This is a genomic window from Streptomyces sp. PA03-5A, from assembly GCF_033792725.1.
Taxonomy (GTDB): Bacteria; Actinomycetota; Actinomycetes; order Streptomycetales; family Streptomycetaceae; genus Actinacidiphila.
Genome location: NZ_JARAVL010000078.1, coordinates 1 through 14,911 on the forward strand (window position 1 = coordinate 1; position 14,911 = coordinate 14,911).

At 73.6% G+C, this 14,911-nt stretch carries 13 protein-coding genes and 1 tRNA gene; 12 read left to right on the forward strand and 2 right to left on the reverse strand.

The features are described from left to right. From PV410_RS44365 to pip, 5 genes are all read left to right on the forward strand, one after another. A partial coding sequence (locus PV410_RS44365; RefSeq protein ID WP_500332356.1) for a S1C family serine protease occupies window positions 1-1,378 on the forward strand: 1,378 nt, incomplete at its 5' end. Window positions 1,379-1,437: 59 nt separating this feature from the next. Continuing rightward, a tRNA-Ser gene (locus PV410_RS44370) sits at window positions 1,438-1,524 on the forward strand. 130 nt (window positions 1,525-1,654) lie between these two features. Further along, the gene (locus tag PV410_RS44375) at window positions 1,655-2,026 is read left to right on the forward strand and encodes a hypothetical protein (RefSeq protein ID WP_500332357.1); all 372 of its coding nucleotides are present in this window, start codon (window positions 1,655-1,657) and stop codon (window positions 2,024-2,026) included. Window positions 2,027-2,513: 487 nt separating this feature from the next. Next, window positions 2,514-3,881: an FtsK/SpoIIIE domain-containing protein gene (locus PV410_RS44380; RefSeq protein ID WP_500332358.1), complete on the forward strand. Its 1,368-nt coding sequence runs from the start codon at window positions 2,514-2,516 to the stop codon at window positions 3,879-3,881. Between the two features lie 50 nt (window positions 3,882-3,931). After that, window positions 3,932-4,894, forward strand: coding sequence for a prolyl aminopeptidase (gene pip / locus PV410_RS44385; RefSeq protein WP_500332359.1), 963 nt, complete (start codon window positions 3,932-3,934; stop codon window positions 4,892-4,894). A 28-nt stretch (window positions 4,895-4,922) separates the two neighbouring features. Here pip and PV410_RS44390 read toward each other — a convergent pair whose 3' ends face one another. After that, window positions 4,923-6,407: a multicopper oxidase family protein gene (locus PV410_RS44390; protein ID WP_500332360.1), complete on the reverse strand. Its 1,485-nt coding sequence runs from the start codon at window positions 6,405-6,407 to the stop codon at window positions 4,923-4,925. A gap of 464 nt (window positions 6,408-6,871) precedes the next feature. Here PV410_RS44390 and PV410_RS44395 point away from each other — a divergent pair, with 464 nt between their 5' ends. From PV410_RS44395 to PV410_RS44425, 7 genes are all read left to right on the forward strand, one after another. After that, complete coding sequence (locus PV410_RS44395; protein WP_500332361.1) at window positions 6,872-7,177, forward strand: hypothetical protein; 306 nt, start codon at window positions 6,872-6,874, stop codon at window positions 7,175-7,177. Window positions 7,178-7,375: 198 nt separating this feature from the next. Then, window positions 7,376-8,272: a bifunctional MaoC family dehydratase N-terminal/OB-fold nucleic acid binding domain-containing protein gene (locus PV410_RS44400; protein WP_500332362.1), complete on the forward strand. Its 897-nt coding sequence runs from the start codon at window positions 7,376-7,378 to the stop codon at window positions 8,270-8,272. 1 nt (window position 8,273) lies between these two features. Beyond that, complete coding sequence (locus PV410_RS44405) at window positions 8,274-8,675, forward strand: MaoC/PaaZ C-terminal domain-containing protein (RefSeq protein ID WP_500332363.1); 402 nt, start codon at window positions 8,274-8,276, stop codon at window positions 8,673-8,675. Then, entirely contained in the window at window positions 8,672-9,862 is a 1,191-nt protein-coding gene (locus tag PV410_RS44410; protein WP_499512972.1) for a lipid-transfer protein, read from the forward strand. The genes PV410_RS44405 and PV410_RS44410 overlap by 4 nt, the downstream gene beginning before the upstream one ends. Before the next feature lie 108 nt (window positions 9,863-9,970). Further along, window positions 9,971-10,999: a DUF1906 domain-containing protein gene (locus PV410_RS44415; protein WP_500332364.1), complete on the forward strand. Its 1,029-nt coding sequence runs from the start codon at window positions 9,971-9,973 to the stop codon at window positions 10,997-10,999. A gap of 172 nt (window positions 11,000-11,171) precedes the next feature. Beyond that, window positions 11,172-11,696 carry a SigE family RNA polymerase sigma factor gene (locus PV410_RS44420; RefSeq protein ID WP_500332365.1) on the forward strand — a complete coding sequence of 175 codons (525 nt, stop codon included), beginning with the start codon at window positions 11,172-11,174 and terminating at the stop codon, window positions 11,694-11,696. A gap of 78 nt (window positions 11,697-11,774) precedes the next feature. Beyond that, window positions 11,775-13,424 (forward strand): long-chain fatty acid--CoA ligase, encoded by a 1,650-nt coding sequence (locus PV410_RS44425; RefSeq protein WP_500332366.1) that lies wholly within the window; start codon window positions 11,775-11,777, stop codon window positions 13,422-13,424. A gap of 72 nt (window positions 13,425-13,496) precedes the next feature. Here the strand turns inward: PV410_RS44425 and PV410_RS44430 are convergent. Continuing rightward, a partial coding sequence (locus PV410_RS44430; RefSeq protein ID WP_500332367.1) for a response regulator occupies window positions 13,497-14,911 on the reverse strand: 1,415 nt, incomplete at its 5' end.

Consider the following 14,911-nt stretch of genomic DNA (forward strand, 5'->3'; position numbering starts at 1 on the left):
CCCCGCGGCCCCCGCGGCGCCGGCGTCCGCGGAACCCGTCGCGGTGGCGCCTCCGGCAGCTCACCCCGCCGGGCCTCCCGCCGGGCCCCAGGCCGCTCCCCCGGCGGCCCCCGCGGCACCGCCCGCCGAGGTGCGCACCGCGCCCCTGCCGCCGGTCGCCCCGCCGCCCACCCAGCCGTACGGCGGTCCCGTCGGGCCCTCCGGGCCCATGGGCCCGTCCGGTCCGGTGGGCCCGGTGTGGGGCACGCCGGTGCCGGCCGCCCCCGCGCCCAAGAAGCGCGGCAACGGCGGCCTGGTCGCCGCCGTCCTGGTCGCCGCGCTCGTCGCGGGCGGCATCGGCGGCGGGGTCGGCTTCTGGGCCGCGGACCGCAACGACAGCTCCTCCTCGACCACCGTCTCCTCGGTCGGCAACCCCAAGGACCTCAGCCGTGCCGCCGACTCGGTCGCGGGCATCGCCAAGCAGGCCCTCCCCAGCGTCGTCACGATCGAGGCCACCGGCCGCCAGGAGAGCGGCACCGGCACCGGCTTCGTCTACGACAAGGAGGGCCACATCCTCACCAACAACCACGTCGTGGCCCCCGCCGCCGACGGCGGCAAGCTCACCGCCACGTTCTCCGACGGCAAGAAGTACGAGGCCGAGGTCGTCGGCCGCGCCCAGGGCTACGACGTCGCCGTCGTCAAGCTCAAGGGGGTCACCCCCGACAAGCTCACCCCGCTCGCCGTCGGCGACTCCGACAAGGTGGCCGTCGGCGACTCCACCATCGCCATCGGCGCCCCCTTCGGGCTCTCCGGCACCGTCACCACCGGCATCGTCAGCGCCCTGCACCGCCCCATCGCCTCCAGCGACGGGGAGGGGTCCAACGCCTCCTACATGAGCGCCATACAGACCGATGCCTCGATCAACCCCGGCAACTCCGGCGGCCCCCTCCTGAACTCCGAGGGCGCTGTCATCGGCATCAACTCCGCGATCCAGTCCACCGGCAGCGACGGCACCTCCCAGTCCGGCAGCGTGGGCCTGGGCTTCGCCATCCCGATCGACCAGGCCCGCCGCGTCGCCCAGGACCTGATCAAGAACGGCGAGCCCGTCTACGCCGTCATCGGCGTCCACGTCGACTCCAGCTACAGCGGCGAGGGAGCCAAGATCGCCACCGGCGCCGACGCCGTCACCTCCGGCGGCCCCGCCGACCAGGCGGGCCTGCGCTCCGGCGACGTCATCACCAAGTTCGACGACACCGTGGTCGACTCCAGCCCCACCCTCATCGGCGAGATCTGGCAGCACGAGCCCGGCGAGAAGGTCAACCTCACGTACACCCGTGACGGTCAGACCCGTACCGCCACCCTCACTCTCGGCGAACGCAAGGGCGACAGCAGCAGCTGAGCCGACCCGTTAGGCTGTCCCCGCGCCGCCCGGCCCACCAGCCGGACCTCGCGGCGCGGGGAGAGTTGCCCGAGCGGCCTAAGGGAACGGTCTTGAAAACCGTCGTGGCAGCGATGTCACCGTGGGTTCAAATCCCACACTCTCCGCACAGGCCGGCGAAGGCGCTGGACAGAAGGGGTGCCCCAAGACACGGGGGCGCCCCTTCTTCGTGCACGATGGTCGGAGACCGGACCGTGCTGAACTTCGGGTAGCGGGGTGCACGCAGGAGGCGCGGGGATGAGCGTGATGTGGGCGGCGACCGCGCCGGAATCGGAGAGGCGCTCGGACGTGGCGGCTCTGGCGGAGCGTGTCGGCGAACTGCGCACCCGTGGCCAGGGGTACGTCGAAGTCCGGCTGCCAGGCGGTGGCTTTCCCCTGCTGGCTCTGGGCTTTCGCGGTGATCAAGCGGTCATCCATCTGTGCGATGACGCGGACAGGTCGTCCCTTCTCCGCGGCGATGGCACCGCCGCGGCGGATGCCGTGGTCGAAGTCCCGGTCATGGACGACCTGGTTGTCTTCAGCGGCGATGTCGTCCTGGCTGTCGATCGCGCCTGGCTCCTGGTTCGTACCTTCATCCAGGCGGGGACGCCTGGCGAACTGGGCGAGTGATGCCAGTTGTGACCACGGCGCGAGCCCCGCGTGCCTGAACGGCACCGCCGCAACAGTCCCCGGACGAGTGCGACGGTGTGCCGGCCGGATCGCCGGAGGCCGAACCTCGGTCCTGAGCAGGGGCTTTATTGGTCGCCTACACGCTGGGGGGAAGGTCTTGAGAACCGTCCTGGCGGCGATGTCACCGTGGCTCACGCCCCACGCTCTCCGCACCGGGCCGGCGAATGCGCTGGACGGAAGGGGTGCCCCAAGACACGGGGGCGCCCCTTCTTCATGCGGCGGGGATGGGTGAACGCCTCGACGCCGCGTACGCCGGCCCTGTCGGGGTCGGCCGTCCGGCGAACCGCCGGTGTCGGTGACGGGACGGTGGGGGCGGGGGTGAGAGAATACGCTTAACGGTCAAACCGGGCATGGGATCTGCTCGCGTGCCGCGGGCGGTCACCGCGCCGGTCCCGGCCGCCGTCCCGAACGGCAAGGGCTGATCACCATGACGGGTGTCGCGCTCCTGGGTGTGCTGCTGGCCTCGGCCGGTGGCCTGGCCTATGCCCGTCGACGGTTCCCGGTGGCGTTCTGGCTGCTGTTCGGGCTGCCGCTGGCCTGGGGGCGGTTCCTGTCGACCTACGGTTCCACGATGGCGGCATGCGGGCTGGCCGTACCGCCGTCGTGGGCGCGGGCGTTGGCGGGGCGTGCGGCGGGGCGCAGGGAGGTGCGGCCGGTGCCGCCGAGGATCCGCCGGGTGGGCGGTTCGCTGACCGGCATGCGGGTGCGGCTGCGCCTGCCGGGCGGGCTGGAGCCGGCCGATGTGGCCGCGGCGTCCAACCGGTTGCGCCACGCGTGGGGCGTGCACGCGGTGCACGTGGTCGAGCTCGGCCCCGGGGTGGTCGAGTTGCGGATGACCGGCTACGACGTGCTCCGCGACGTACGGATGCCGCGCCGCCTGCCGTCCGGCCCGATGGTGGTGCCGGTGGCGCTGCGGGACGACGGGACCGCCTTCGTGCGGAACTACCGGGAGATCCCGCACGCGCTCACCCTCGGGGCGAACCAGTCGGGCAAGTCGGTGTACCAGCGCAACCTGATCATGAACCTGGCCCGGTTGCCCGTGGCCCTGGTCGGGATCGACTGCAAGGGCGGGGTGGAGCAGATCCCGTACGCGTCCCGGCTGTCGGCCCTGGCGACCGACCGGGAGCAGGCGGCGGAGCTGCTGGACGCGCTGGTGGGGGAGATGGAGCACCGGTTCGCGGTGCTCAAGGAGTGCCAGCGCACGGCGCTGGACGCCCCGGAGGAGGAGGTGGCCTCCGACATCTGGGGGCTGCCCGCGTACGTGCGGCCGGTGCCCGTCGTGGTGCTGGTCGACGAGGTCGCCGAACTGTTCCTCAGCACGACGAAGAAGGACGAGGAACGCCGGGACCGCATGGTGGCGAACCTGATCCGGCTGGCGCAGCGGGCCCGCGCGGTCGGCATCTACCTGGAGATCTGCGGGCAGCGCTTCGGGGTGGAGCTCGGCAAGGGCGCCGCGACGCTCCGGTCCCAGCTCTCCGGTCGCGTCGTGCACCGCGTCAACAAGCAGACCGCCGAGGTGGGCCTGGGCGACATCTCGTCCGAGGCGATGGCCGCCGCGACCGCCATCGCCCCGGACCGGGTGGGGGTCGCGGTGGCGGGCGACGCCTCAGGGGGCTGGTCCCACATCCGCACCCCGCTGGTGTCGATCGCCGAGACCGCGGCCGTGTGCCGTGCCCACGCCCATCTGGTGCCCGACCTGCCGGCCCTGGACCGGTACCGCCCCTCCGCCGCGGGCGAGGAGGACGGACCGGCGGAGCCCGGGTCCTTCCCCCGGCCCCGCTCGGGCCCCGAGTGAGGACCGGTAGCCTCGCGGGGTCGTTCGCCGGTGCGGAGGAGGGGATCGTGATGGCAGCAGCGGGGTTTCCGCTGATCGAGCCGTACGCGTCGGGGCTGCTCGACGTCGGGGACGGGCAGCGCGTCTACTGGGAGACCAGCGGGAACCCGGACGGCAAGCCGGTCCTGTGCGTGCACGGGGGACCGGGCTCCGGGGGGAAGCGGGGCAGCAAGAAGACCTTCGATCCCGAGGTCTACCGGATCGTGCTGTTCGACCAGCGGGGGTGCGGGCAGAGCCTGCCGCACGCCTCGGACCCGGCGGTGTCGCTCGAGCACAACACGACCGAGCACCTGATCGCCGACATGGAGCGGCTGCGCGAGCACCTGGGCGTCGACCGGTGGATGCTGTACGGCGGTTCGTGGGGCTCGACGCTGATCCTGGCGTACGCGCAGCGGTACCCGGAGCGGGTGTCGGAGATCGTGATCGTCGGGGTCACCACGACCCGGCGGGAGGAGATCGACTGGCTCTACCGCGGCGTGGCCCGGCTGGTGCCGGGGCCGTGGGAGACGTTCCGGGACGGGGTGCCGCCCGGTGAGCGGGACGGGAACCTGCCGGCCGCGTACGACCGGCTGCTGAACGGCCCGGACGCCGCGGCGCGGGAGAAGGCCGTACGCGACTGGGTCACCTGGGAGGACGCGGTCATCGCCCATGAGACCAACGGCAAGCCGGGGGCCTACGGTGACCGGCCGGACGACGACCTGGTCGCCTTCGTGCGGATCTGCGCGCACTACTTCGCCAACGGCGCCTGGCTGGAGGAGGGGCAGTTGCTGCGGGACGCGCACCGGCTCGCCGGGATACCGGGGGTGCTGATCCACGGGCGTCTCGACCTGGGCAGTCCGCTGACGACCGCGTGGGAGCTGGCGAAGGCGTGGCCCGACGCGGAGCTCCAGGTGATCGACGACTCCGGTCACACGGGCAGCCCCACCATGGGGGAGGCGGTCGTGGCGGCGGCGCGGCGCTTCGGCACGCGCTGACGCGGACGGTCACTCGCCGCGGGGCCGCTCACTTGCCGCGGGGACGGGGCGGGACGATGTCGAGCACGGCCATCATGCCCATGTCCTCGTGGTTGAGGATGTGGCAGTGCAGCACCGTCCGGCCGGTGAAGTCCGTGAAGGGGATGCGGATCACGACCCTGCCGCGGGCGGGCACGTTGACCGTGTCGAACCAGCGGTGGTCCGGGTCGCCGGCCTTCCCGTTGGTGCTCATCAGCTGGAACTGGTTGGTGTGGACGTGGAAGGAGTGCTCCTCGTCGCTGTCGTTGCGGACGGTCCACTCCTCGACGGTGCCGAGGACGGAGGTGAAGTCCACCCGGTCCGGCGCGTAGGTCCGGCCGTTGACGTAGAACACGTCGCCCGCCGCGTTCTCGGTGAACACCACCGTCTTGCGGTCCGCGACCGTGGCGTGCGCCAGGTCCTCGTTGGGCGCGAAGTCCGTCGGGATCCGCGCCGGGGTCACGGGGGCGCCGCCGGTCACGACGGTGGCCAGGTCGGTGCGGGGGAACCGGTTGCCGGCCTTGCCGGTGTCGTAGGCGAGGGTCTCCAGCGTCGTGGTGCCGGGCCGGCTGCCGCCCTGCACCAGGACGTCGAACCGGGCGCCGGCGGCGATGACCAGCGTGTCCGCGGCGTAGACCCTGCGGACCGGGTAGCCGTCCTGCGCGATCACGTGGAAGCGGCTGCCCTTCAGGTGCAGGCGGTAGTAGATGTTGGCGCCGATGTTGGCCAGCCGCCACAACTGGGTCTCGCCGGGCCGGAGGCCGATCACCGGGTTCTGCTGCCCGTTGACGGTGCGGTTGGTGCGCGTCCCGATCTTCAGTTTATGGGTCCTGATCGCGTCGCCGTGGATCTGGAAGTCCTTGAGCGCGACGACGTGCTCGGTGATCCCGCGCAGGGACGGGGGCAGGTACCGCCGCAGGCCGTCCACGACGATGACGCCCGACTCCCCGCCCGCGACCTGGGCGGCGGACATCATGTCGGCGTGCGAGTGGTACCAGTAGGTGCCGGGCGTGATGGTGCGCGGCAGCCGGTAGGTGTAGTGGTGGCTCCGGCCGTACGTGATGGCGATGAAGATGTCGTCCGCGGGGCTGCGCGGTGAGACGTGGAGCCCGTGCACGTGGACGTTGGTGTCCTCGCGCACCCGGTTGGTCATGGTGAGGTCGATGCGGTCGCCGGGCCGTACGCGCAGCGTCGGCGGCATGTACCTCCCGTTGTAGGTGAGGGCGTACAGCCGGTGGTCGCCGACCCGGACCTTGCGGCGCTCGACGACGATGGCCGCCTTGAGGACCCCGTCGCGGCTGACCAGTTCCGGGGGGTCCTGCAGCCGTGGGCCGGGTCCCGCCGGGGGCGCCTGCCGGTCCTGCGGGGCGGGCCGGTCCGGGGCGTGGGGGTGCCCGGACGGGGCGTGCCCCGCGCAGCCGGCGAGCCAGGCGGCGGCGAGGAGCAGTGCGGCGACCAGCCGGGTCAGCGGGGTCCGGGCGCGGGACCGGGTCACATCTCTCCCCTGGGGAAGCGGTGCGGCCGGGCGGGGACGTCCGGGCGCGGGGCGCGACGGGCAGCGGGGGTCCGTCAGCCGGAGCGTAGGAAGCGGACGGCCGCCTCCCGGCGCGCCACGCACCGGGGAGGTGCGGCATCCGCCCGAACGGCGCCGTGGTGGCCACCCGGGCGGCGGCGGCGCCGGCGGGGAGGACCGGTCCGCCGAGGTTGGCCGAAAGTCGTGCCGTAACGATTCCGCGCCCGCCGGGCCCGGGTTGTGGTGGCCGGGACGCGGGCGGGCGGTCAGCGGCGGCGGTTGTGGAGGTTTGTCGACAGATCGTCACGCTTGCGAGCGAAAGGGATCAAGGTCCGGCTTGTCCGTCGTGGTGCTGGGCAACTCTGCTTGCGGCGACGTCGCAGAGCCGGCGGAGCGGTCGGCCGGCCGCACCGCGCACCTCGTATCCACTCCTCGGAGGGAAACACATGGCAAGCATCCGTACCGCCCGAGTCGTGTCCGCCCTGGCCGCGCTGCCGCTCGTGGCGGCGCTGTTCGCCGGCACGGCGGTGGCCGACAACGGCGCCGTGGCGGGTGGCACGTCCAACGCGACCGTGGTGAGCAACAGCGGCGGCAACGTGGGCCGCGACAACTTCGGGACGGTGACGACGACGCAGCAGGCGGCGACCGGGGCGGGGGCCTCGAACCAGAACAGCACGGCCAGTGTGGTGGGTTCGGCCTTCACCACCATCAACCAGCCGACGCTCAGCATCCACTTCGGCCCCATGGGGTGAGCGGGCCGGTCCGCCGCCGGGGCGGGCCGGGGGGCTGAAGGGTCGACTGCGCGACGGCAACCTCACTGCCGTCGCGCAGTCACGTCCGGCGTTGTCCACAGCCTGTGGACAACGCCTTCCGTCCGGGCGTCTTGACAGCGGTGCCGCTTCCTCGCCAATCTGACGATCAGTCAGAAACTGGGGGCGGTGGCGGCGACGATGACGACCGACGACCTGTACGAGCGGCTGGTGACGTACGAGGGGCGCCCCGCCGCCGTCGCGGGCGAGGGCAAGGACCCCGTGAACCGGCCTATGATCAGGCACTGGTGCGAGGCGCTGGGCCATCCCGTCCCGCAGGACGGCACGGCACCCGCCCCCATGCTCCAGGTGTGGACCATGCGCGGGCTCCCCGGGCCGGGAGACGTCGCCGTGGCCGGCCGCGCCGGCGCCTACGACGAACTGCTCGCGCTGCTCGACGAGGCCGGCTGCACCGCGGTCGTCGCCACCGACTGCGAGCAGGAGTACCTGCGGCCGCTGCGCCCCGGCGAGCGGATCACCTTCGACGCGGTGATCGAATCCGTGTCGCCGCGCAAGACCACCCGCCTCGGCAGCGGCCACTTCGTCACCACGCGCATGGACGTCAGGGCGGACGGCGAACTCGCCGGCCGCCACCGCTTCCGCATCCTCAAGTACGCACCCGCGCCGGCGCCGGGCGGGCGGCCGCGACGGCCCCGCCCGGTCGTCAACCGGGACAACGCCGGGTACTGGGAGGGCGTCGGGCGGCACGAGTTGCTCATCCAACGCTGCTCCTCCTGCGGAACCCTGAGGCTGCCGTGGCTCCCCGGCTGCAACAGCTGCGGCTCCGACGCCTGGGACACGGTACCGGCCTGCGGGCGCGGCACCGTCTTCAGCCGCGTCGTCGTGCACCACCCGCCGTTCCCCGCCTTCGACCCGCCGTACGCGGTCGCCCTGGTCGAACTGGCCGAAGGGGTCCGCCTGCTCGGCGGCGTGGTCGGCGTGCCGTACGAGAAGGTGCGCATCGGCATGCCGGTGACGCTCGAATTCCGGCAGGCCGACGGGGAGCCGGCCGTGCCCGTCTTCCGCGCGGAGGTGTGAGATGACCGGACCGGGGGCGCGGGCGGGCGACGTCCTGCCGGAGCTTCGGATCCCCGTCACGCGGACGCTGGTCGTCGCCGGGGCGATCGCCACCCGCGACTTCCAGGACGTGCACCACGACCCCGACGCGGCGCGGGCCAAGGGCTCGCCGGACGTCTTCCTGAACATCCTCACCACGGGCGGGCTCGTCGGCCGGTACCTCGCCGGGCACTTCGGTCCTTCGGCGGTGCTCCGCTCACTGCGCGTACGGCTGGGCGCACCGGCGCACCCCGGCGACGAGCTGGTGCTCACCGGGAGCGTCACGGCGGTACGCGGCACGGAGGCGACGGTCGAGGTCATCGGCGCGGTCGGGCGGGGGCGGCACGTCACGGGCACCGCGGTGCTGGAGGTGGGGGGCGGATGAGCGTACGCCGGCGCGACGGCCTGGGCGGACGGGCCGCGATCGCGGGGATCGGCGCGACGGAGTTCTCCAAGGACTCCGGGCGCAGCGAACTGAAGCTCGCCGTGGAGGCCGTGCGCGCGGCGGTCGAGGACGCCGGGCTGACGCCGGACGACGTCGACGGCATGGTCACCTTCACGATGGACACCAGCCCGGAGATCACCGTCGCCCAGGCGGCCGGCATCGGTGAACTCGGCTTCTTCTCCCGGATCCACTACGGGGGCGGGGCGGCCTGCGCCACCGTGCAGCAGGCCGCGATGGCCGTCGCGACCGGCGTCGCGGACGTCGTCGTCTGCTACCGGGCCTTCAACGAGCGCTCGGGCCGCCGCTTCGGCTCCGGCGTCCAGCAGCGCGAACCCTCGGCGGAGGGCGCGGCGCTCGGCGTCAACCTGCCGTCCGGGCTGCTCACCCCCGCGTCCTGGGTCGCCATGTCGGCACAGCGCTATCTCCACACGTACGGGCTCGAACCAGAGGTTTTCGGTCATGTCGCCGTCGCCGGGCGCCGGCACGCCGCGACCAACCCGGCCGCGTACTTCCACCGCCGGCCCATCACCCTGGCCGACCACGCCGCGTCGCGGTGGATCGTCGAGCCGCTGCGCCTGCTCGACTGCTGCCAGGAGACCGACGGGGGTCAGGCCCTGGTCGTCACCTCCGCCGAGCGCGCCCGGGACCTGCGGCACCCGCCCGCGGTGATCAGGGCGGCCGCCCAGGGCGCGGGGCGCGGCCAGGAGCAGATGACCGGCTACTACCGGCCGGACCAGGACCTGTGCGGGCTCCCCGAGTCGGCGGTCGTGGCCCGCCAGTTGTGGCGGACCTCCGGCCTACGGCCGCAGGACGTCGACACCGCCGTGCTCTACGACCACTTCACCCCCTTCGTCCTGATGCAGCTGGAGGAGTACGGATTCTGCGGGCGCGGAGAGGCGGCCGCCTTCGCCGCCGACGGCGGTCTGGAACGGGGCGGGAGGCTGCCCGTCAACACCCACGGCGGGCAGCTCGGCGAGGCGTACCTGCACGGCATGAACGGCATCGCCGAGGCGGTGCGGCAGGTGCGCGGCACCAGCGTCAACCAGGTCCCCGGCGCGGCCCACGTCCTCGTCACGGCCGGTACGGGGGTGCCGACCTCGGGACTGCTGCTGGGCGCGGCGGACTGAGCCGGCCCCGGCACCGGCGGCCCATCCGGGGCCGGGCGTTGCTGCGTACGGCTGACAGCGGGGCGTGGCTGCCCCGTTCGCGGGCAGCCGCCTGCGTTCACTCGACCCATGCGCGAACACAAGCCGATCATCCGACACGGGGCGATCGTGGCGATGGTGCTGGCCTGCCTCCTGGCCGGTCCCACCGCGGCCGAGGCCGTCGTGCCGCGTCCCGCCGCGCCGGTCGCCAAGCCGGCCTCGGTGACGGCTGCCACGCCGGGCGCGGTCCGGACGTACCTGCCCGCCCGGCCCGCCCGGGCGCCCGGTGACGGCGGTGACGACGACCCGTTCGGCTTCGCCGACACGGGTCTCCTCGACGGCCTGGACCTCCCCTACGGCCTCGGCGGTGAGGAACGCGCCCCGTCCGGGGCCGGCCCGGCCCGCGTCTACCGCGGCTACGGCTTCGACACCTGCCGCACGCCGCCGCTGTCCACGATGCGGGCCTGGCTGCGCTCCAAGTACCGCGCCGTCGGCGTCTACTACGGCGGCCGCGCCCGTGCCTGCAGCACCCAGCGGCACCTCAACCGCACCTGGGTGCGCTCGGTGCACCGCATGGGCTGGCGCATCCTGCCGATCTACGTCGGCTCGCAGTCGCCCTGCGTACGCGGCAGACATCTGCGCAACCACCGGATGAGCACCGACGACCCCTGGGGCCAGGGCGCGAGCGAGGGCTGGGACGCCGTGCGCAGGGCCGCCGCCCTCGGCTTCGAGGAGGGCAGCGCGCTCTACCTCGACATGGAGGCGTACAACGTCAAGCGGTCCCGCTGCGCCGACCAGACCCTCGACTTCATCCGGGCCTGGGACCGCGAGGTCGACGACGCCGGCTACCTGCCGGGCCTCTACAGCAGTTCGGAGTCCGGCATCCGGCACGTCGAGCGGGCCCGCCGGGAGGGCTACGACGACCTGCCGCGCGCCGTCTGGTTCGCCCGCTGGCAGGGCAAGCCCGCGGTGCGCGGCGAACCCGTCCTCGGCCGGGACGCCTGGCATCCGCACGGGCGCATCCACCAGTACTCGGGCAGCGTGCGCGAGAAGCACGGCGGCCGGCGGCTGGCGATCGACCGCAACCGGCTGGACGGGCCGGTGGCCGTCGTCGGATGACGCGGCGGGCGGCCGCGAGGACGCCGCCCCTGCGGGGCGACCCGTAGGGGCGGCGGGTGCCGCCTCAGCCCTCCGGAGGTGGGGCGGGCCCCCGCCCTACGACTTCAGGGTGACCCCGCTTCGGCACCTGCGGCGGATCCCCCGCACCCGGACCGGCTCCTAGCGTGGAGCCATGACGACGCCCGTGTGCACCAGCGCCTCGCAGGCCCAGTTCACCCGCTACGTCCGGGCCAAGGGCCCGGCGCTGCTGCGGACCGCGCGCTCGCTCACCGCCAACCCCTGCGACGCCGAGGACCTGCTGCAGACCGCCCTGACCAAGACCTACCTGGCGTGGGACCGGATAGACGACCACCGGGCGCTGGACGGCTACGTGCGCCGCACGCTGGTCAACACCCGCACCTCGCAGTGGCGCAGGCGCCGCGTGGAGGAGTACGCCACCGACGAGCTCCCCGAGCCGCACGGCCACGCCGTGACCGGCCCCGACGAGGCCGAGCAGCAGGCCCAGCGCGACGCGTTGCTGCGCGCGATCGCCCGGCTGCCGGCCCGCCAGCGGGCGATGGTCGTCCTCAGGTACTACGAGGACATGAGCGAGGTGCAGACCGCCGAGGCGCTCGGGGTGTCGGTCGGCACGGTCAAGAGCGCGGTGTCGCGCGCCCTGGGCAAACTCCGCGAGGACCCCGAATTGCGCCTGGGGTAGTGACATACCGCTCGGTATGCCAGCAGAATCTCAGCACCCACCTACCCACGCGTAGCCGCTTCAACGAGGAGGCGCCCGGTGCTGAGCACAATGCAGGATGTTCCCCTGCTGGTGTCACGGATCCTGACCCACGGCTCGACCGTGCACGGCCGGTCGCAGGTCACGACCTGGACCGGCGAAGGCGAGCCGCAGCGCCGCTCGTTCGCCGAGATCGGGGCCCGCGCCGCCCGCCTCGCGCACGCGCTGCGCGACGAGCTCGGCGTCCAGCGCGACGACCGCGTAGCGACCCTGATGTGGAACAACGCGGAGCACGTCGAGGCGTACTTCGCGATCCCCTCCATGGGCGCGATCCTCCACACGCTCAACCTCCGGCTCCCCGCCGAGCAGCTGGTCTTCATCGCCAACCACGCCGCCGACCGCGTGGTCCTGGTCAACGGCACCTTGATACCGCTGCTGGCACCGCTGCTGCCGGCCATGGAGTCGGTCGAGCACGTGGTCGTCGTCGGCCCCGGCGACACCTCGCCGCTGGAGGGCTGCCGTCCCGCCCTGCACACGTACGAGTCCCTCATCGAGGGCCGCCCGGACCGCTACGACTGGCCCGAGCTGGACGAGCGTTCCGCGGCCGCCATGTGCTACACCTCCGGCACCACCGGCGACCCCAAGGGCGTGCTGTTCTCGCACCGTTCGATCTACCTGCACTCCCTGCAGGTCAACATGGCCGAGTCGATGGGCCTGACCGACGCCGACACCACCCTGGTCGTCGTGCCCCAGTTCCACGTCAACGCCTGGGGCCTGCCGCACGCCACCTTCATGACCGGCATCAACATGCTGATGCCGGACCGCTTCCTGCAGCCCGGCCCGCTCGCCGAGATGATCGAGGGCGAGCGTCCCACGCACGCCGCCGCCGTCCCCACCATCTGGCAGGGCCTGCTCGCCGAACTCGCCGCCAAGCCCCGTGACATCACCAGCATGCGGCACGTCACCATCGGCGGCTCCGCCTGCCCGCCCTCCCTGATGGAGGCGTACGACAAGCTCGGCGTCCGCCTCCTCCACGCGTGGGGGATGACCGAGACCTCCCCGCTGGGCACCATGGCCCACCCGCCGGCCGGCCTCACCGAGGAGGAGGAGTGGCCGTACCGGATCACCCAGGGCCGCTTCCCCGCCTCCGTGGAGGCCCGGCTGGTCGGCCCGTCCGGCGAGGTGCTGCCCTGGGACGGCGAGTCCGCGGGCGAACTGGAGGTCCGCGGGCCGTGGATCGCCGCGGCCTACTACGGCGGCGCCGACGCCGAAGCGCTCCTCCCCGAGGACAAGTTCAGCCCCGACGGCTGGCTGCGCACCGGCGATGTCGGCACCATCACCCACGACGGCTACCTGACGCTGACCGACCGCGCCAAGGACGTCATCAAGTCGGGCGGCGAGTGGATCTCCTCGGTCGAGCTGGAGAACGCCATCATGGCCCACCCGGCCGTCGCCGAGGCCGCGGTGGTGGCCGTACCCGACGAGCGCTGGGGCGAGCGGCCGCTCGCCACGGTCGTCCTCAAGGACGGCACCACGGTCGGCTACGAGGAACTGCGCGCCTTCCTCGGCGAGAGCGTCGCCCGCTGGCAGCTGCCCGAGCGCTGGGCCGTCATCCCGGCGGTGCCGAAGACCTCGGTCGGCAAGTTCGACAAGAAGGTGATCCGCCGCCAGTACGCGGCGGGAGAACTGGACGTCACCAAGCTCGTCTGACGACGCCCCACGCGTGCGCCGGGCCCCGGGGGGCGCACCCCCGGGGCCCGGCGCACGTCGTGCGGTGGGCCCTCAGGAGCCGATCTTTCCCAGCATGTCGACGATGCGCCCCTGGACGTCCGTGCTGGTCGACCGCTCCGCGAGGAAGAGGACCGTCTCGCCGGACGCCAGCCGCGGCAGCTCCGCAGGGTCGATGTCGACCGCGGTGTAGACGACCATCGGCGTGCGTTCCAGCCTGCCGTTCGCCCGCAGCCAGTCGATGATGCCCTGGCGCCTGCGGCGGATGAGCATCAGGTCCATCACCACGAGGTTGGGGTGCATCTGCGCGGCGAGCGTCATCGCGTCCGCCTCCGACTGGGCGTGCGCGACGTGCATCCCGCGCCGTTCCAGCGTGGCGGTGAAGGCCTGGGCGATCGGCGTGTGGGCCTCGATCAGCAGCACCCGCGGCGGGTGCTGCTCGCTGTCGCGCGGGGCCAGCGCCTTGAGCAGCACGGCGGGATCGGCTCCGTACGCGGCCTCGCGGGTGGCCTGGCCGAGCCCGGCCGTGACGAGGACGGGCACCTCGGCCTGCGCCGCAGCCTGGCGCAGCGACTGCAGCGCCGTACGGGTGATCGGCCCGGTCAGCGGGTCCACGAAGAGCGCGGCGGGCGGATCGGAGACCTGGGCGTCGACCTCCTCGCGCGAGCGGACGATGACCGGGCGGTAGCCGCGGTCCGTCAGCGCCTGGCGGGTGGAGACGTCCGGCTCCGGCCAGACCAGCAGCCGGCGCGGCTCGTCCAGCACGGCCCCGGGCTCGGGGCCGGTCTCCTCCGTGACGTCGACGGCGCCGTTGGGGCCGTCGAGCGGCTCGGGACCCTCGGTGGCCTCCGTGGGAGCGCCTATGGCGTACGCCCGGCCGGGGGTCTCCGTGCCGTTCACGGCCGCGGGTGCCACGGCCTTGGGTGCATCGGGTTCCGCGGGGGTGGCGAGCTTGCGCCGGCGCCCGGAGCCGCTCGACGGCTGGGCGACCTGCTCGTTGATCTGCTGGGCGAAGGCGACGCCCTGGCCGAGGGTGCGCACGCTGATGGCCCGGCCCTGCGTACCGCCGTCGCTCGGCATGGACGACGGCTGGGGCTGCACCGGCGCCGGTGCCGGTGCCTGCGGCGGGACCATGGGCTGCGGCTGCGGCGGCACCACGGGCTGTGGCTCCGGAGAGCGCTGCGTCTGCTCGGGGATCATCGGCGGCTCGACGGCCGGCGGTTCCGGCAGCGGCGCCGGGGTGGGCGGGGGAAGCCGCCGCGGGTCGACGATCGCCGACGGGCGCGGGGTGCTCTCCACGATGCCGCGCGGGCGCCGGGCCGAGCCCTGGGCCTCCGGCCACTCGGTCGCCGGGGTGGCGGGGACCGAAGGGGCGGCCGGCAGCGCCGGGAGCTCCGGCGTCGCCCGGGCCTCCGCGGTGGGGGCCCGTCGCGCACGGCGGCCGTTGCCCGGCGCGTCCTGCTCCGGCG

Excerpts from the sequence above, each read along its gene's own strand:
- PV410_RS44375 (WP_500332357.1), top strand. The coding sequence starts at position 1,655 with ATGAGCGTGATGTGGGCGGCGACCGCGCCGGAATCGGAGAGGCGCTCG.
- PV410_RS44380 (WP_500332358.1), top strand. The coding sequence starts at position 2,514 with ATGACGGGTGTCGCGCTCCTGGGTGTGCTGCTGGCCTCGGCCGGTGGC.
- pip (WP_500332359.1), top strand. The coding sequence starts at position 3,932 with ATGGCAGCAGCGGGGTTTCCGCTGATCGAGCCGTACGCGTCGGGGCTG.
- PV410_RS44395 (WP_500332361.1), top strand. The coding sequence starts at position 6,872 with ATGGCAAGCATCCGTACCGCCCGAGTCGTGTCCGCCCTGGCCGCGCTG.
- PV410_RS44400 (WP_500332362.1), top strand. The coding sequence starts at position 7,376 with ATGACGACCGACGACCTGTACGAGCGGCTGGTGACGTACGAGGGGCGC.
- PV410_RS44405 (WP_500332363.1), top strand. The coding sequence starts at position 8,274 with ATGACCGGACCGGGGGCGCGGGCGGGCGACGTCCTGCCGGAGCTTCGG.
- PV410_RS44410 (WP_499512972.1), top strand. The coding sequence starts at position 8,672 with ATGAGCGTACGCCGGCGCGACGGCCTGGGCGGACGGGCCGCGATCGCG.
- PV410_RS44415 (WP_500332364.1), top strand. The coding sequence starts at position 9,971 with ATGCGCGAACACAAGCCGATCATCCGACACGGGGCGATCGTGGCGATG.
- PV410_RS44420 (WP_500332365.1), top strand. The coding sequence starts at position 11,172 with ATGACGACGCCCGTGTGCACCAGCGCCTCGCAGGCCCAGTTCACCCGC.